This window comes from Treponema sp. R8-4-B8, from assembly GCF_054786175.1.
Window position 1 is genome coordinate 217,161 of record NZ_BDHE01000489.1, and the last position, 16,404, is coordinate 233,564.

Sequence of the window (16,404 nt, forward strand, 5' to 3'; positions counted from 1 at the left end):
GAGTAATCTCAACAAGGGCGCGGGTTTTATATCCGCGCCTTTTTTTATTTATAGGAGGACCGATGCGAAAAAAAATAATTGGTCATGAAGCGAGAACAAACCGCTGGGGGTATGTATTTGTCGCGCCCTTTGTAATTGTGTTCAGCATATTTAATTTATGGCCTACATTGTACACTTTCATTTTAAGTTTTACAGATCTGCGGGGTTTGCGGACTGATTTCAATTTTATCGGTTTTGAAAATTTTGGCAGATTGGTTAAGGATCCGTTTTTCTGGGGTGCCTTGGGAAATACTATGATTATCTGGACTTTTAACTTTATTCCGCAATTAGGTCTTGCCCTAGTGCTTTCTATTTGGCTTTCCGATATCCGGCTCAATCTGGTCGGTAAAGGCCTGTTCCGGGCGGTTGTTTATATGCCGAACCTGCTAACCGCCGTATCGGTAGCCTTGCTCTTCCGCAGTATTTTCGGTTACAACGCGCATGTCACCGCCCCGGCGAATCAAATTCTGTACGCGCTAGGCATTCAAGCGACAAAAATTGATCCAATTACCGGAGAAACTGTAAGAGAAGCAATTGACTTTTTCCGTAATGTCGCGTTTTCGCGAGGACTGGTGGCGTTTATCCAGTGGTGGATGTGGTATGGTTATACGATGATCATACTCATGGCGGGTATTACTACTATTCCCATATCGCTGTATGAATCCGCGTCCATTGACGGAGCTAATAGCAGTCAAACAACATGGTACATAACATTGCCGTTGCTCCGCCCTATAATGCTCTACATTCTGGTTACTTCCATGATCGGCGGTATGCAGATGTTTGACATTCCATTCCTGCTTACAGATATGCTAGGCTCTCCTAATTTTAAAATTAGGACTACAACCGTGTATCAGTACAATATGTCATTTGGAAGAGGCGCTAACGACTATGCCTATGGCGCCGCCATTTCCATAGGTATATTTATTATTACTATCTTCCTCGCTCTTTTAATTTTCTTCTTCTTGCAGGATCGTAGTGAATTAAAGAAAAAGAAAGGAGGCGCGGTATGAGTACGGGAAGATCTGATTCACCAATAATGAATTATTTTATTCACGCGATTATGGTTGTTCTTGGGCTTATAGCGGTGATACCTATTTATTTATTGTTGCTTAACGCCACCCGATCTACTGAACAAATTAATACGGGGTTTGTCATTGTTCCCCTTAAAGACGCGTTTGTCTCGTCAACCACTGTCGCGGTTTCTGATTGGGACGCCGATGTTGAAAGCGGTACCGTAAAATATCTTGACCTGGTTATGGGAAAAACAATGAAAGAGGAAGATAACAAAAAAACAGGAACTCGTGAAACAATTGTAATTAAGAGATTTACGGAAAGCACGCAACCGCGTATTACAATTTTTGACGATGAAGGTCAAGTAATCGCTAATTATAATCTTGATAATAACACCATTATTTTTGTCAAAAACGGACAAAGGATAAAAAAAGGCGAGACTCTTGCCAAATTCATTAAATTACCGAATATTTTTTATAACTGGGGGGTCTTAACCGGAAGAGGTTTTCAAATTTGGCAAGGGTTTGGAAACAGCGCGTTTATCGCCATTTGCGCTACAATATTAAGCATTTACTTTTCAGCGATGACGGCTTACGGTTTGCATGTCTATCGATTTAGAGGAAGGTTGGCGCTGTGGACTGTTATCCTGGTTATAATAATGCTTCCCAGCACGCTTTCCATTATCGGCTTTTATCAGTTTATGGCTGTGTTAAAACTCCGCGACAGTTATATCCCGCTAATTATTCCGGGAATAGCCGCCGCGGGAACGGTTTTGTTTCTTAGGCAGTACATGATGTCCGTTCTAAGTACCGATCTAATCGACGCGGCGCGTATTGACGGCGCCGGCGAGTATCGGATATTCAATATTATTATTCTTCCTATTATGGTTCCCGCGCTTGCCGCTCAGTCTATTTTTACCTTTGTGGCTTCGTGGAATAACTTCATTACGCCGTTCGTACTGCTTTCCAGCGAGAAAAAATATACTTTGCCAATGCTTGTTCAAAACCTGCGTGGTAATATTTATCGTGCGGAATACGGCGCGATTTATCTGGGAATAGCAATTTCTCTTATACCGATTCTTATCTTTTATTCATTAATGTCTAGGTTTATTATTTCCGGTATTACAATGGGAGGACTCAAGGAGTAGTATACGCCATCTGACCACTAAAAGTGGTCAGACGAGCGTATACTACCACGATAAGCGACATTAAAACGTCGCTTATCGCAGCGGTTTACGGGCAGCCTTTGCGCCTGGCGGCGCGGCTGCCCTACATTCCGCCTTCGGCGGAACGTCGTAAACCGCCATTGGGGATTATTTGTTAAGAGACGGTCTGGCCACCTTGCAGGTGGTCAGACTTTTTTTTTACGGTTTTTGTTTAAAAATGTTAATTTTTTATGTGTTCAATATGTTATATATATTATTAAGCTCATAGAAGGAAGGTGTGCATGAAAAAAATATTCTGTATTTTAATTACGTTAAGTCTGCTTTTGTTTACGCAATGCAGCAGTAAAGTATCCGCGAAATCCGCCGAATGGGAAACGCCTGAGGAACTTCTGTCATTAATGACATTGGAGGAAAAGGTGGGGCAGATGACTCAGGCCGAGAGGGGCGATGTGCGTTTGGGAGATATCACCGAATACGCGTTGGGTTCTATTTTAAGCGGCGGCGGTTCAATACCGATGCAAAATACTCCGCAGGGCTGGGTCAATATGATTAACGGCTTTACGCAAGAATCACTCAAGACGCGGCTGGGTATTCCTGTCATATACGGGCTTGACGCGGTGCATGGACATAATAATGTTTTGAACGCGACGATTCTGCCGCATAATGTGGGGCTTGGCGCGATTGCGGCTGGCGATTTAGAGAAGGGCGCGAAAGCCGCGTATACGGCGGGGCGTATAACAGCGCAAGAAATGCGGGCTGTTGGCGCGCGCTGGACTTTTGCGCCCGTGCTTGGCGTCGCGGAAGATTCGCGCTGGGGACGCGCCTACGAAAGTTTTAGCGAGAATGTGAATATTGTCACTGTCATGGGTGCGAATGTTATTAAAGGTTTGCAGGATAACGGCGCGTTTGCGTGTATGAAACATTTTTTAGGCGAAGGTCAAACAATAGACGGGCGTAATCAAGGAAACGCGCTGTTGGATCGCGCCGGAATTGAGCGCATTCTTCCGCCATACCGGGCTGCTATTGAAGCGGGCGCGATTTCGCTCATGCCTTCGTTTTCCAGCGTGAACGGCGTTAAAATGCACGAAAGTAAAAACTTGCTTACCGATTTGTTAAAAAAAGAAATGGGTTTTGAAGGCTTTATAATTTCTGATTGGGCGGCTATTACTCAATTATCAGGCGGCACTTACAAGGCGCAGATCGCTAACGCGATAAACGCCGGCGTTGACATGGTAATGGCTACTAATGGACGCGGCAGTTGGATAAATTTTATTAAATTTTTAAAGGAACTGGTCAACGAAGGAACTGTTTCGATGGCGCGTATTGACGACGCGGTTCTGCGAATTCTCAAATTCAAGCAACGTATTGGTTTATTTAAAGAAACGCCGCTGACAAAAAAAGCCGGCATAATCGGCTCTGACGCGAACCGTGCGGCGGCGCGGGAGATTGTCACGCAGTCGCTTGTGCTGTTACAGAACAAGAATAATATTATCGCAAAATTGCCGTCATATAAAAATATTCTTGTAGCGGGACAGGGCGCGAATGACATCGGTATGCAATGCGGCGGCTGGACAATTACATGGCAGGGAAGCCACGGTAATATCACTAAAGGCACGACGATTTTGGAAGGCATACGGAACTCGGCAAAAGGCAATACGGTTACCTACGCCGAAAACGGCAAGGCTGAAGGAACCTTCGACGCGGTGATTGCCGTAATCGGAGAAGACCCATATGCTGAAACAGAGGGCGACCGTACGCAAATTGATATTCGCCGGAATGATATGGATATGCTGAGAGAGGTTTACGGTTATAATTGCCCAGTTATCGTTATCATGTTGTCAGGCCGCCCCATGACCATAGGCGATGAATATAAAAACTGGGACGCTTTTATCGCTGCATGGCTTCCCGGCAGCGAAGGCGGCGGAATCGCGGACGTGCTGTTTGGCGATAAAAATTTTACAGGACGGACTCCATATACATGGCGTAAAACTATAAATGGTGAAATATTATTTCCGTTTGGGTTTGGATTGGCTAAATAATCTGTAATGTTAAATGATATGCAAAGAAGAATTTACCACGAACCAACACGAACCAACACGAACAAAAGAAGAATTGAAGAAGAAGCTCACGCAGAGGCGCAAAGACGCAAAGGGAAGAAAGGAAGAAGAATTTAACCATGGAATACTGGGTGAGCTTTTACACGGAATGAGATAGAGAACAGGGAGGGAAGAATATAACCACGGAGTAAACGGAGTTACACGGAGGAAGAGAATATTTTCGTACCAAAACTCCGTGTCCTCCGTGGTTTTAAAATTCTTTTTGGACATCCCCATCTTTCTTTTATTCAAATAACAGAGAGAGTAGAAAGCGGGACTTTCCGCTCTCCACTCTCAATTTTTTGTTAGGTACTCGAAGGCTACTGTCTTTTATAAGTATTACCATCGGCGACTGTTAACGTTTGACCGTCTACGCTCATGGTTAATGTGCAATTGCCCCAAGATGTACCTATAGCGACATTAGGGCTAGAAGTATTAAATTGAACTCTCAATTCTTGTCCTGACCATGTTAAATAACCAGTGCTTGTTATATTCCGCCAGTATTGACTACTGCCAATTTGAACGTAGCCTTTGCTTATAGCGTCTAACCATACGGCATCAGTACCATTATAACTGGTAAAAGTGCCAATGTTGCCGCTAATGGTAACAATTTGATAGACAGTATCATTTCCAGCCTTCCAAACGCCGTCAAGGGACGTGTTGACTCTTTTATAAGTATTACCACCGGCTACTGTTAACGTTTGACCGTCTGCGCTCATGGTTAATGTGCAATTGCCCCACGATGTACCTATAGCGACATTAGGGCTAGAAGTATAATGTTGAACTCTCAATTCTTGTCCTGACCATGTTAAATTGCCAGTGCTTGTTATATTCCGCCAGTATTGACTACTGCTAATTTGAACGTAGCCTTTGTTTATAGCATCTAACCATAAGGTATCAGTACCATTATAACTGGTAAAAGTGCCAATGTTGCCGCTAATGGTAACAACTTGATAGACAGTATCATTTCCAGCCTTCCAAACGCCGTCAAGCGATAAGTTGGGACTGCCGCCGCCTGTAAAGTTTGCCGTAACGGTTACCGCATTTGCCGGCATGGTAAATGTGGTGTTTGCGCTGTTTGCGTTTGCCAATGTTGCGCCGCCTGAAATGACCGTCCAGCTTGTGAACGTCTGTCCTGATGACGCTGTTGCGCTAATGCTTACGGTTGCCCCCGGCGCATAACTGCCGCTTCCGCTTCCGCCGTTGACGGTTACTGCGTAGGTTGTTGTGGTAGTGGTGCTGTCGCTTCCGACATCGCAAGCCGCCATTGAAAATCCAATTACCGCCACGAGTGCGATAACCCCAAATAGTTTGAAAAAATTCTTCATTTTAAGTACCTTCCTTGTTTGTGATTCCTGCCTGTACTGGCAGTGGAATATATAAAGCCGTTTTGAACGCAATGGTTCTGCGGCGAATTCCCGAATTCGGTTGTTATGTGAATATTGATTGTTGGAATTGTTAAATGTGGTAACAATGAGCGGTGTCAATGTCAGTTTTTTTGTTTTCATGCTGATTTCTTCTTTTATCCTAGTTTTCTATAAGATATAGTAAAAACATTCTATACGATATTTGCGTTACTGTCAATCTATCAGATAAATTTAATATGTCTATAAGGAAACAGCATGAAAGGTATAGAGATCAGGGGAATCTTAGCCAAAAACATCAAATTTTACCGTGAAAACAGGCTCTGGTCGCAAGCCGACCTTGCTTCTAATTCTGAAATATCAATACCTTTCCTGAGCGAGATAGAGAGAGGCAATAAATGGCCTTTCCCCGATACCTTAGCAAGAATTGCCGACGCGTTGAATGTGAAAATCCTTGATCTTTTTTGGGAAGGTGAAACCTCGTCTTCTAAAGAGAATGATTTTACCAACATGGTCATTAAGGAAATTTTTACAGCCCAAAAAATGGCCGCTGATAACGTAGTAAGAAAATATTTACGAAAAAAGTGACTGTCACTATTACAACACCGCTAGAAGATGTATGCCCGCCTGTACTTAATAAATTCCTTGGGCATACATCGTGTAGAGGAGAGGGGAAGGAAAGGAGAGAGGTTTCAAAAAGCCGTGAAAAGTGGTATAGTTAGAATAAGAGGTACAAGCAATGCAAGGAAATGTTATAAGTTTTCAGTCGGTTATCGAAAATGGCGTGATACGGCTGCCTGAAGTATATCGTGAAACATTTACCACCCCTGTGCTGGTAACAGTTCGTGAAAACAGACGGGAAGAAGTGTTGACGGCGGACGAGATTACCGCTCGGCTCAATGCAATTTACCGTGACAATCCAGCCGTTATTGATGAGGATATTCAGCTTTTACAATATAACCTTGTCGGCGAGGAAGATTGGTAATGGTAAAAGGTGAAATTTGGTGGGCGGACTTGCCGTATCCGCGAGGCTCTGAACCTGCAAAAAGGCGTCCTGTGTTGGTTATTCAAGGGAATGCTTTTAACCGGAGCAATATCAATACGGTAATATGCGTTGTTATTACCACAAATCAGCATTACTCTGGTTCTCCTGCAAATTTGCTTTTGGAAAAAGCGGTTTCAAAACTGCCTTCAACGTCGGTGGTGAATTTTTCACAAATACTTACGATTGATAAGTCATATTTTATTTCACTGGTTTCTATGGTTCCAAAACCGATTCTTGAAAAAATTGATGAGTGTATAAAAACAATATTTGAGATTTTATAAGAGGTTTATGCCGACGCATATTGCGCCAGCGGCTTGCCTTCGTACAGAAGATTCGCCGCAAGCCCGAAAAGAAAAAAATAGAAGGAAAGAAGTAATAATGTACACAAAATTGTGTGATACCGTTTTTTTAGGTGATTTACACTATTTTTTCTATTACCGCTAGAAGATGTATGCCCGCCTGTACTTAATAAATTCCTTGGGCATACATCGTGTAGATGGATAGTTATTAGTATCGTTGTTTGTAATGTATTCACTATCTCCTAGTCCATGTCATTGTTCATATTGGAAAGTTTTTATTTTATCGTAATTTTATTCTTCCATGGAAATTTAAGTCTCCTTAATTTATTGGCTCTTAACAAGTACCCGATAACTTGATTGGCTTCTTCTTGCGACCAGCGAATTGTTTCACTCTGCGCTAAAACGGCGGCAGCTTCGTATTGCGTATAGTGTTTTTTGTTTTTCCGAAAAAAATTCAATATGGACAATTCTTCCCTCAAGCCGCCGGCGGCTTCTTTTTCACAAATGTCGCAGCAAAATTTTTCAGGCGCTTCTCCGCCTGAATCGTAATTTAACATGGCAAGGAGTGAATGCCTGCGGCAATGCTCGGTATCTCTCGCGTAACTAAAAAGAGCCGAGAGTCTTTTTTGATCCGCTTGAGTTTTTGCCCTCTTCATGGACATATCGTCTTCCGGCCCCCACAAAAGAATCGCTTTTGATTGTTCTCCGTCGCGTCCGGCCCTGCCCGATTCCTGCAAATACGCTTCAACAGAGGGGGCGCAGTCCCTGTGTATTACAGTGCGCACGTCGGCCTTGTCAACGCCCATCCCGAAAGCGCATGTGCTGCATAATACCGCTTCCGTATTTTTTAACAGCCATTTTTCAGTTTTAGTTTTTTCTTCCCTGCTTAGCCCGGCGTGGTAAAAACGAATTTCATTGTGCCAGTCATATCCCATTTCTTTTAATTCACTGCGAAGGTAGTGGGCAAGTTTTTCAGTTCCGGGGCGCGAGGAGCAGAAAACAATCGCGGGGCGCGAGTTTTTAATTAATAAATCCCGAACCGCCAGATTGCGGTTAATGCAGCCTTTTGCGGTGTAATAAATATTAGGCCTGTCGGGGTTGCCAATAATTTGATTAACATCGCAGTCGCCAAAAATGTATTTTCTAATTTTTTCAAGTACGGGGGCGCTTGCGGTGGCGGTAAAAGCGGTGACAAGCGGCGGATTAAGAGAATTTAATATAGAGCCGATTTCCAAGTAGCTGGGACGGAAACTTTCTCCCCATTCGCTTACGCAGTGCGCCTCGTCAATTACAACGTGGACAACTCTTATTTTTTCCAGTCTTTCTTTTACCTGCGCCGTAAGAAGCACTTCAGGATTCGCGATTATAAACTTGCTCTGCCCACTTTCCAGTTTTTGCCAAATCTCATCGCGCTCTTCCTTGCTTTGCCCACCCCTGATTGTTACCGGGGAAAAACCGCGCTCGCCTAACCGTCTCTGTTGATCCGCCATTAGCGATAAAATGGGATAAATGACTAAAGTTAGCCCTTCTATCAACATTGCTGGCAGTTGGAAACAGAGGGATTTTCCCGCCCCTGTCGGCAGAATAACTATCTGCTTTCCCGAAATTTCTCGGTCGGTAAGAGAAATTGAGTTTTGCGGTTCTTCTTCGACCATGACGCTATTCTCGCTTTCTCCCGGCCATTTTACGGGAATCCCCGACGCTTGAGCGGCTTCCAGAATATTTGTCATTACAAGCCTTTGGTACGGGAACAGATACGAAAGCCCAAACAGATTTTTAACCGCGCCGGTTAAAGGATCTTCATTTTGTGAAACATTAGTTTCCTTGTTGTTGTTTTCAATCATAAAAACCTCCGCCTATATATGGCGTGAAGTACTCAATTTGCTTGACTGAAAAACAGGAATTTTTCGAAAAATTTTCTCACAAAGAACGAAAAGGGGAATAGTGAGCAGTGAACAATGATTAGTGAGCAGTGTTCTTGTTTGCTATCGACGCGTAAAGTACCACGCCACGCTAGCTAACAACAACTCCACTACTAATTGCTCACTGCTCACTGCTCATTTTTAAAGGTTATGCTTCTTCTATGCCTAGTTCGTCGTTGGAGCCTGAATCGGCGCTTCCGGATGAATCTAGGACGGGGGCGGCATCGGCTTTTTTCTTTTTAGGGGGTTTTGGTTTTTTGGCTGGTCTTGGGCGGTGATAAGGTTTTGCCGTATAGGAGACTATAAAAAAGTAAATTACAATTACGATGGTTACGACAATTACCTGCCACGACGTGATTAATTTTTTTACCAGTTCAACAATGGTCATTTTTATTATTATCGGAATAGGTGACAGTCACCTTTAAAATCTGTACAATAAATACTATGAACTCAGCGTTGGAAACCTTAAAAATCAGGGGCTTTTTACAGCAATGTACGGACACTGAAGGCCTGTCAAAATTAATGGACGAAAGTCCCGTCACTTTTTACGAAGGTACTGACCCTACCGGGGGAAGTCTGCATATAGGCCACATGGTTCCCTATTTCGCGTTCCGTCATCTTAGGGCGGCTGGGCATAAGGGGATCGCCCTTCTTGGAGGAGGGACGGCAAGGATTGGAGACCCTTCGGGAAAGAGCGAGATGAGGAAAATGCTTGATTATGAGCAGTTGGATAAAAATACCGAATCAATCCGCGCCCAGCTTGATCGTTTTGTCAGTTTTGACGGCAAAACCGCTTTTCCGGTTAATAATAAAGACTGGCTTGCTAACCTTAACTATATCGACTTTTTACGCGACATCGGCAGACATTTTTCCGTAAACAGGATGCTCAGTTTTGAGGCTTACAAAACGCGAATGGAGACGGGGCTTTCTTTTATCGAATTTAATTATCAGCTTTTGCAGAGTTATGACTTTCTGGAATTGTACCGACGTTACGGCTGCCGTTTGCAAATTGGCGGGGACGATCAATGGGGGAACATTGTCGCCGGCGTAGAGCTTATCCGCCGCGTTGAAGGCGCTGAAGTTTTCGGACTGACGTTTCCCCTTGTTACAACGGCGGACGGAAAAAAAATGGGCAAGACAGAAAAAGGCGCGATCTTTCTTAACTCCGCCATTACTTCCCCTTACGACTTTTTCCAGTACTGGCGCAATGTGCAGGATCAGGATATTCTTCGCTTCCTGCTTATGTTCACATTTCTGTCTGTTGATGAGTGCCATAATCTGTGCGAATCGGGAAAAAATCCAAATGACGCGAAGGAACGGCTGGCATGGGAAGTTACGGCGCTCATTCACGGTAAAGAAGAAGCCGACAAGGCCTTGTCAGGCGCAAAGGCGGCTTTTGGCAGTCAGGCGGGAGGCGATAAAACCGCAATGCCGCATTCGGAAATTGCCCGCTCAAAACTGGAAGCGGGTTACAATATTGTGGACCTTTTTTCTGATACCGGGCTTGTTTCAACCAAGAGCGAAGGCCGCCGACTTGTTCAACAGGGAGGGGCTTTTGTTTCCGGCAGCGACGGCGAATTATTGGCAATAAATGATCCGGCTGCCGTTATTGGAAATGACAGGCTGAATAAGGAAGGCGAATTAGTAATAAGAGCCGGAAAAAAACGTTATTTATTGGTGAAAACGAAGTAAAAGTACGACACATTTTCCTGTAAAAAGTTGCGAATTATTTTGACAAAATACTCAATTTTTACTATAATGATATAAGCTTTTATAGAGAGGTATTTATGTTAAAATTCGAAGATTATGTATCTAACCTTCCCGATATTCCGTATAAAAATTTTGCCCAGATGCTTGATAATCATTCACGGCAGTTTGCCAATTTAGATTTTATCCTGTACCGCGCAGGCAAGCAGAAGGAATTTACCCGCTGGACATTTTCCAAGTTTAACGATGAATGCCGAAGAATAGCCGCCGGTTTGCTTGCTGCCGGCCTTTCTAAAGGCGACCGTGTAGTACTTTGGTCTGAAAATCGCCCGGAATGGATGGCTGTCTGGATGGGAACCGTTATTGCAGGGCTTTGTATTGTGCCGGTTGATTTTCTTTGTACGGAACAGGAATGTCTTAATATTATTAAAATAACCAGAGCCAAAGTTTTCTTTTGTTCAGGCCGAAAAAAGACGTTTGCTTCTTCATTGTCTTCCAACGGCGTTTCACTTAAAGCGTCTGTTTGTATCAGCCCGGAAACGGAAGACGCTCCCTCGGGGCATAAAACCGAATATGATACATTTGGCGTTAATGCCGACGTAAAATCCATACCTACTGCGGACAGTATATCGCCTAACGATCCGTGTTCTATTGTGTTTACTTCAGGAACTACGGGTTTTGCCAAGGGCATTACCCTTTCCCACAATAATATTATCTCTAACGCAAGCGCGGCAATCCGTATGTTAGAGCCCACCAGCAAAGATGTATTTATGGACGTTCTGCCTCTGCATCATACATATCCTACTACGTGTTCCTTTATCGCGCCGTTTGCGGTAGGCATTCCGACTGTAATCGCCGAAAAAATTGTCGGTAAGGTTGTTGTGGATGATATAAGAGACGGAAAAGTTTCGTACCTTATCGCTGTTCCGTTGCTTTATGATAAAGTGATGGCGGCGATAGATTCCGGTTATCAGAAACTTTCTCCGATAATCCGCGGCCCTTTGAATGTTTTGCGAAAAATCGCTCTGGCAAAGGCAAAAAAAGGCAATCCTGAATGGGGACGGAAAGTTTTTAGATTTTTCCGTAAAAAAGCGAATCTTCAATCAATTTTTATAATGGTCGCGGGCGGCGGGGCGTTAAGCCCAAAGACGGCGGATTTCTTTGATTCCTTCGGTTTTAACATTGTTCACGGTTATGGCATGAGCGAGAACTCCCCTCTTATTTCCGTCAGCACTCCCCATCATAAACGCAATGAATCAGTAGGGCTTCCCGTCAGTTACACGGAAGTAAAGATTCTCGATCCGGGACCGGACGGTATTGGCGAAATCACGTGTAAATCGCCTTCTGTAATGCTGGGTTATTTTGAAAATGATGAAGCTACAAAAGAAGTTATAACAAAAGACGGCTGGCTTTTAACAGGCGACTTGGGCTGCATTGATGAAGACGGATTTATCTATATCAGGGGACGGAAGAAAAACCTGATTGTCGGTTCAGGCGGCAAGAATATTTATCCCGAAGAAGTAGAAGCGCATTTTTCGGCTTCGCGTACAATTGCTGAAGTGCTGATTGTAGGCAGAAAAACACCCGGCGGTGAAATCATTTATGGCGTAATGGTTCCCAATTATGAATTTATTAAGGAAGATTATCCCGGCAAGGAAAATGACGACGGCTTTATTTTCAATTTGATTAAAAAAGAAATTGATGATGTAAACCGCGCTCTTCCAGTTTTTAAAAAGATCAGCGATTTTTGCATTCGTAAAGAGCCGTTTGAAAAGAACGCCCAGCAAAAAATCAGGCGCTTCCTTTATAAGAGTTACGAGAATCCGTCTGATTAAAGTTCAGTCCTGTTTGTTATTACTCTGCTGATTAAACCGTAGTTTACGGCTTCTGTCGCGGTCATCCAGTAATCGCGGTCTGTGTCTTTTTCAACCTGATTCGCGGAGTTGCCTGTTTCTTCCGCGATTAAATGGTTTATTTTCGCCCTCAGTTTTTCAAGCTCTTTCGCGTGTATTTCAATGTCAGTCGCGACGCCCCGTATTCCGGAAAGCGGCTGGTGGATAAGGTAGTGGCTGTTTGGCAGCCCTACGCGCCTGTCTCTTGGAGCGGCAAGCTGAATAATAGCCGCGGCGCTTGCGACAAGCCCCATGCCGATTGTCCAGACCTTTGGTTTTACAAAACGAATCATGTCAAAAATAGCGTAGCCCGCGTCCGCGTCTCCGCCGGGGGAGTCTATAAAAACCCGTATCGGGTCATCGTTCATATCTTCCAAAAGCAAAAGCTGGCGAATGGCTTTTTCCGCCAGTTCTTTATTTATTTCTCCGGAAAGCAAAATAGTCCGTGTTTTTAACATCCGTCCCGCGAGAGGATCCAATACCGGCTGTTTTTCTTTTTCTTGAATATCATCATCATCGTCATCTTCATCAATATATTGACTCATTAATCGCCTCCAATACAATAATACTAATTTTATAAGTTAATGGCAATAATACGCTAATACATGTATACTCTGGGTACCCGTTTATTAACATTACAGGTAATTTCATAGGGAATTGTACCCGTTATTTTCGCCAGTACCGCAGCGTCATTGCCGGGACTGCCAAAAACGATTGCTTCGTCCCAGCGGTTGATTTTCGTCTTCTTTCCAAGATTCACGCAGCATTGATCCATGCTGATACGCCCGACCAGCGGATAAAGTTCGTTGCCGATAAAAACCTGCCATTTGTTGCTTGCAAGGCGCGGAAGGCCGTCGGCGTAACCAACGGAAAGAACGGCAATTAATGTGTCGGTTTCCGCCGTCCATGTTCTGCCGTAAGAAACAGATTCGCCTTTTTTTATCTTTTTAATTAATACGACCGCGCTTCTTAATTCCATTACAGGCTCGACTGTTAATGATTTGAATCTGGTTAATTTTTTTAATTGATCCAGCGGCGCTTCATATTCCACCACGGACTTGTATCCGTAAAGAAGAATGCCCGGCCTTACCATGTCGAACCACGCGTCCGGATGCAAAATTACCGCGCCTGAATTTGCCGCATGGACAACGCCCGGATCAATCCCCGCCGCCCGGATAGCCTTAACGGCTTTTTTAAAACAGGCTATCTGTTTTTTGGTGTAGACGATGTCTTGCCTGTTTGTTGAGTCGGAAACCGCCAAATGCGTGGCTGTTCCCGTTAATCTAAGCCACCGGTATTTGGCAATTTGGCGGGCAAGATCGGGAGCTTCTTTCGCGGAACAGCCTATCCTCCCCATGCCCGTATCGATTTTTAGATGAACAGACAGTTTTTTTTTTACTTTTTTCGCGCATTCATTCAAAGCGCAGGCAAACTCCGCGTCTGAAACAAAGGGAATAAGCCCCGCACTGACAATTTTTCGGATTTCATCGGGATTTGGCTGGGAAAACAGCAAAATTGGGGCTTTTATCCCCCCTTTTTTGAGCGCCAATCCTTCCGATACTGAAGCTACTCCAAAGCAGGAAGCTCCCGCTTCCAGGCTGGTTTTGGCGATTTTAACCGCCCCGTGACCGTAAGCGTCAGCCTTTACAGGGACGCAAATAAGCCTATTCTTCCCGATTCTCTTCTTTACAGAATTAATATTTTCCTTAAAACGGTCAAGATGAATAATTGCCCTAGTCCGCATATCAATATATTATCATAAAACTAATAGTTTAATATAGTTGATTTCTTGTGTATTTTATGGTATATTAATACTGGAAATGTGTGTCCAAAACGGCGCAAAAACACTAATTTTACTCGTTCTGCTTGTAATTGTCGGCTTTTTCTTTGGCAGTTGCGAAGCCATAGATAACATTCGGCCTTCTTCAGGCTCTTATAAGATAAATGTGCATATAAACGGCGTTTCTGTGGATGAATGTTCCTATGCCAGATCAATTGATAAAATAACCCCCCGTTTTGAAGAGCCGGTCGCAAACGATCCCGATGTAACCGCCCTTACGGTTTTTTTAAAGAATTCCCAAGGAGAGATTGTCGGGTGGAAAGTTGTTTATGTTCTGGATCAGGAAGCTAAAGATAAAGAAGGTAAGACGCAAACGGATGAAAATAAGGATAAAAATGAAAATAAAAGTGATACTAAAGATGTAAATACAGATAAAAATAAAGATGATGATAAAAATAAAGTTGATAGTAAAGATGTAAATAAAGATAAGAATGAAAATAAAGGTGATAATAAAGATACAGATAAAGATATTGATAAAGATAAAGATGAAGATAAATTTAAAAACGCGGATAAAGACGAATATATAATTTCAGATGATGATGACTTTGAAGAAACAACATTAGTCGTGAACGTTAAAACGCCTGATTTTTATCAAGACGGCGATGAATTGATTGTTCCCGTACAGAGCTTGGATGGTGAATTGCCCGCTTTCCCCATGCCTGAAAATTTACCTATGGGCATGTATACGATGGTTTCTCAGGTTATGAGCGGTAAAGTTGTGCTGCAAAGGGCGGAAAAGAACATTTTTTATCTGGGAAAAAATACTTTTTCTTATAAAGGCATTAACGTATATTTGCCGGGAGTAGGCGGCACTTCTCAGCTTATACCAAAGGGAATGGTTGTAATGCTGGAAGTAAATTTGAACTTTGACAAACGGCTGGATCCTTATATCGTATGGTACGAAGGGAAGAATAAAATCAAAGAAGGAACCTTTTCTGAAGGGATGGGCTTTATTTTTTGGAAAGCGCCGGAACAGAGCGGTTTCTTTTCTTTACGCGCGGAAATTTTTCCTACAGAGGATTTTAACGGGTTAACGGGATATAAAAAAGAAGTCTCCCTGCTTGTTTCATCTAAGATAACAGACGTGCATCTTGCTTCCCCAAATGTTACGCAGATGACGCACTGGTATAAGATGGAAGGTAATTTAAATGATTCAAAACAGCCTGCCAATGATAGGGCGTTAAAACCCGCTTCCGGAACTAAGCCAAAATGGATGGGTGTGGACGGAACTTACGGGCTTGCTACGGGATATAATAATATTCTTACCCTGCCGAAAATTCCGGTTGTAAATAAAGGGGTGGAAATATGGCAAGCCTTATTCCGGTTTAAGCCTTTAAATAACGGCAATATTTTCTCGGTACAATTCGGTTCTTCAGGCAGCGTGATAATGACTTTGTTCATGGAAGATAAATCCCTTGTTTTAAAATTGACTTCTCCATTAAAAGTAGTTTCACAAACTGTAAGTTTATCAACATCGGCAGATGAATCATCGGAAAGCGTTCGTGTTGTAGAGCAGGATAGTTCTTTTTTAACCGCAGGCGTTAAATTTTCAATTCAAAGCGGTTTGCTGACGGCGCAAATCAATATTATCGGAAACCCGACGCCCGTTGAATTGTCAATAAAGCCAATCGCGCTTGAGGCGGAAATTAAAAATGAATTTAATATTACGCTTGGATTCATGGAAGACGCTTCATTTAATAAAATACAGATTTCAGTTGAAGAAGTTAAAGAGTCTGAAGAAGTTATAAAATCTGAAGAAATTAAAGAATCAGAAGAAGTTGAGAAATCAGAAGAAGTAGAGAAAACTGAGGAAGTAGAAAAACCTAAAGAAGTAGAAAAACCTAAAGAAGTTGAAAGTCCAGAATCTCCCGTTAAGCAGGTAAAAATAAGCGTTCCTTATGAGTATACTGCGCTTTGGGATGAATTTGCCTTGTACTATATGCCGCCAAAAGACATACTTACTGTAACTGAAAAACCTGTAGTAAATGAAGATCAGCCGGTCCCCCTCCTTGAGAACTAATTTT

15 protein-coding genes are annotated in these 16,404 nt (G+C 43.1%); 10 read left to right on the plus strand and 5 right to left on the minus strand.

Features of this window, described 5'->3' with window-relative positions:
- The first annotated feature begins 62 nt into the window (after window positions 1-62).
- The 4 genes from ACYVRA_RS16250 to ACYVRA_RS16265 all read left to right on the plus strand — a co-directional run bounded on the left by ACYVRA_RS16250 (window position 63) and on the right by ACYVRA_RS16265 (window position 4,254).
- Window positions 63-1,049: a carbohydrate ABC transporter permease gene (locus tag ACYVRA_RS16250; RefSeq protein ID WP_461253781.1), complete on the plus strand. Its 987-nt coding sequence runs from the start codon at window positions 63-65 to the stop codon at window positions 1,047-1,049.
- A complete protein-coding gene (locus ACYVRA_RS16255) occupies window positions 1,046-2,197 on the plus strand; it encodes a carbohydrate ABC transporter permease (RefSeq protein ID WP_461253782.1) in 1,152 nt (383 codons plus the stop codon). Before ACYVRA_RS16250 ends, ACYVRA_RS16255 begins: the two co-directional genes overlap by 4 nt.
- A gap of 23 nt (window positions 2,198-2,220) precedes the next feature.
- Window positions 2,221-2,373, plus strand: coding sequence for a hypothetical protein (locus tag ACYVRA_RS16260; RefSeq protein ID WP_461253783.1), 153 nt, complete (start codon window positions 2,221-2,223; stop codon window positions 2,371-2,373).
- A gap of 123 nt (window positions 2,374-2,496) precedes the next feature.
- Window positions 2,497-4,254 (plus strand): glycoside hydrolase family 3 protein, encoded by a 1,758-nt coding sequence (locus ACYVRA_RS16265; protein ID WP_461253784.1) that lies wholly within the window; start codon window positions 2,497-2,499, stop codon window positions 4,252-4,254.
- 377 nt (window positions 4,255-4,631) lie between these two features.
- Here the strand turns inward: ACYVRA_RS16265 and ACYVRA_RS16270 are convergent, their stop codons facing one another.
- Complete coding sequence (locus tag ACYVRA_RS16270) at window positions 4,632-5,819, minus strand: InlB B-repeat-containing protein (RefSeq protein ID WP_461253785.1); 1,188 nt, start codon at window positions 5,817-5,819, stop codon at window positions 4,632-4,634.
- A gap of 114 nt (window positions 5,820-5,933) precedes the next feature.
- Here ACYVRA_RS16270 and ACYVRA_RS16275 point away from each other — a divergent pair, with 114 nt between their 5' ends.
- The 3 genes from ACYVRA_RS16275 to ACYVRA_RS16285 all read left to right on the plus strand — a co-directional run bounded on the left by ACYVRA_RS16275 (window position 5,934) and on the right by ACYVRA_RS16285 (window position 7,001).
- Window positions 5,934-6,263: a helix-turn-helix domain-containing protein gene (locus ACYVRA_RS16275; protein WP_461253786.1), complete on the plus strand. Its 330-nt coding sequence runs from the start codon at window positions 5,934-5,936 to the stop codon at window positions 6,261-6,263.
- Between the two features lie 151 nt (window positions 6,264-6,414).
- Complete coding sequence (locus ACYVRA_RS16280) at window positions 6,415-6,660, plus strand: hypothetical protein (protein WP_461253787.1); 246 nt, start codon at window positions 6,415-6,417, stop codon at window positions 6,658-6,660.
- A complete protein-coding gene (locus ACYVRA_RS16285) occupies window positions 6,660-7,001 on the plus strand; it encodes a type II toxin-antitoxin system PemK/MazF family toxin (RefSeq protein ID WP_461253788.1) in 342 nt (113 codons plus the stop codon). The genes ACYVRA_RS16280 and ACYVRA_RS16285 overlap by 1 nt, the downstream gene beginning before the upstream one ends.
- A 293-nt stretch (window positions 7,002-7,294) precedes the next feature.
- Here the strand turns inward: ACYVRA_RS16285 and ACYVRA_RS16290 are convergent, their stop codons facing one another.
- The gene (locus ACYVRA_RS16290) at window positions 7,295-8,863 is read right to left on the minus strand and encodes a RecQ family ATP-dependent DNA helicase (RefSeq protein ID WP_461253789.1); all 1,569 of its coding nucleotides are present in this window, start codon (window positions 8,861-8,863) and stop codon (window positions 7,295-7,297) included.
- A 226-nt stretch (window positions 8,864-9,089) separates the two neighbouring features.
- Window positions 9,090-9,329 (minus strand): hypothetical protein, encoded by a 240-nt coding sequence (locus ACYVRA_RS16295; RefSeq protein WP_461253790.1) that lies wholly within the window; start codon window positions 9,327-9,329, stop codon window positions 9,090-9,092.
- A 56-nt stretch (window positions 9,330-9,385) separates the two neighbouring features.
- Between ACYVRA_RS16295 and tyrS the strand changes: the two genes are divergently transcribed.
- Together tyrS and ACYVRA_RS16305 are read left to right on the plus strand one after the other, a co-directional pair.
- Complete coding sequence (gene tyrS / locus ACYVRA_RS16300; RefSeq protein ID WP_461253791.1) at window positions 9,386-10,633, plus strand: tyrosine--tRNA ligase; 1,248 nt, start codon at window positions 9,386-9,388, stop codon at window positions 10,631-10,633.
- A gap of 95 nt (window positions 10,634-10,728) precedes the next feature.
- Complete coding sequence (locus ACYVRA_RS16305) at window positions 10,729-12,483, plus strand: AMP-dependent synthetase/ligase (protein WP_461253792.1); 1,755 nt, start codon at window positions 10,729-10,731, stop codon at window positions 12,481-12,483.
- Here ACYVRA_RS16305 and ACYVRA_RS16310 read toward each other — a convergent pair.
- Both ACYVRA_RS16310 and alr read right to left on the minus strand, forming a co-directional pair.
- Window positions 12,480-13,085, minus strand: a complete 606-nt coding sequence (locus ACYVRA_RS16310; RefSeq protein WP_461253793.1) for an ATP-dependent Clp protease proteolytic subunit — start codon at window positions 13,083-13,085, stop codon at window positions 12,480-12,482. The two genes, ACYVRA_RS16305 and ACYVRA_RS16310, sit on opposite strands and share 4 nt — an antisense overlap.
- A 53-nt stretch (window positions 13,086-13,138) precedes the next feature.
- Window positions 13,139-14,284: an alanine racemase gene (alr, locus tag ACYVRA_RS16315; protein WP_461253794.1), complete on the minus strand. Its 1,146-nt coding sequence runs from the start codon at window positions 14,282-14,284 to the stop codon at window positions 13,139-13,141.
- Window positions 14,285-14,360: 76 nt separating this feature from the next.
- On the opposite strand from alr, the gene ACYVRA_RS16320 reads away from it, so the two are divergent.
- A complete protein-coding gene (locus tag ACYVRA_RS16320) occupies window positions 14,361-16,400 on the plus strand; it encodes a hypothetical protein (RefSeq protein WP_461253795.1) in 2,040 nt (679 codons plus the stop codon).
- Window positions 16,401-16,404: the final 4 nt, after the last annotated feature.

What these genes read in the sequence shown, in the direction of transcription:
- ACYVRA_RS16265 (WP_461253784.1), top strand. Translation starts at nt 2,497, where the DNA reads ATGAAAAAAATATTCTGTATTTTAATTACGTTAAGTCTGCTTTTGTTT.
- ACYVRA_RS16290 (WP_461253789.1), bottom strand. Translation starts at nt 8,863, where the DNA reads ATGATTGAAAACAACAACAAGGAAACTAATGTTTCACAAAATGAAGAT.
- alr (WP_461253794.1), bottom strand. Translation starts at nt 14,284, where the DNA reads ATGCGGACTAGGGCAATTATTCATCTTGACCGTTTTAAGGAAAATATT.
- ACYVRA_RS16295 (WP_461253790.1), bottom strand. Translation starts at nt 9,329, where the DNA reads ATGACCATTGTTGAACTGGTAAAAAAATTAATCACGTCGTGGCAGGTA.
- ACYVRA_RS16310 (WP_461253793.1), bottom strand. Translation starts at nt 13,085, where the DNA reads ATGAGTCAATATATTGATGAAGATGACGATGATGATGATATTCAAGAA.
- ACYVRA_RS16305 (WP_461253792.1), top strand. Translation starts at nt 10,729, where the DNA reads ATGTTAAAATTCGAAGATTATGTATCTAACCTTCCCGATATTCCGTAT.
- tyrS (WP_461253791.1), top strand. Translation starts at nt 9,386, where the DNA reads ATGAACTCAGCGTTGGAAACCTTAAAAATCAGGGGCTTTTTACAGCAA.
- ACYVRA_RS16320 (WP_461253795.1), top strand. Translation starts at nt 14,361, where the DNA reads ATGTGTGTCCAAAACGGCGCAAAAACACTAATTTTACTCGTTCTGCTT.
- ACYVRA_RS16250 (WP_461253781.1), top strand. Translation starts at nt 63, where the DNA reads ATGCGAAAAAAAATAATTGGTCATGAAGCGAGAACAAACCGCTGGGGG.
- ACYVRA_RS16280 (WP_461253787.1), top strand. Translation starts at nt 6,415, where the DNA reads ATGCAAGGAAATGTTATAAGTTTTCAGTCGGTTATCGAAAATGGCGTG.
- ACYVRA_RS16275 (WP_461253786.1), top strand. Translation starts at nt 5,934, where the DNA reads ATGAAAGGTATAGAGATCAGGGGAATCTTAGCCAAAAACATCAAATTT.
- ACYVRA_RS16285 (WP_461253788.1), top strand. Translation starts at nt 6,660, where the DNA reads ATGGTAAAAGGTGAAATTTGGTGGGCGGACTTGCCGTATCCGCGAGGC.
- ACYVRA_RS16270 (WP_461253785.1), bottom strand. Translation starts at nt 5,819, where the DNA reads ATGAAAACAAAAAAACTGACATTGACACCGCTCATTGTTACCACATTT.
- ACYVRA_RS16255 (WP_461253782.1), top strand. Translation starts at nt 1,046, where the DNA reads ATGAGTACGGGAAGATCTGATTCACCAATAATGAATTATTTTATTCAC.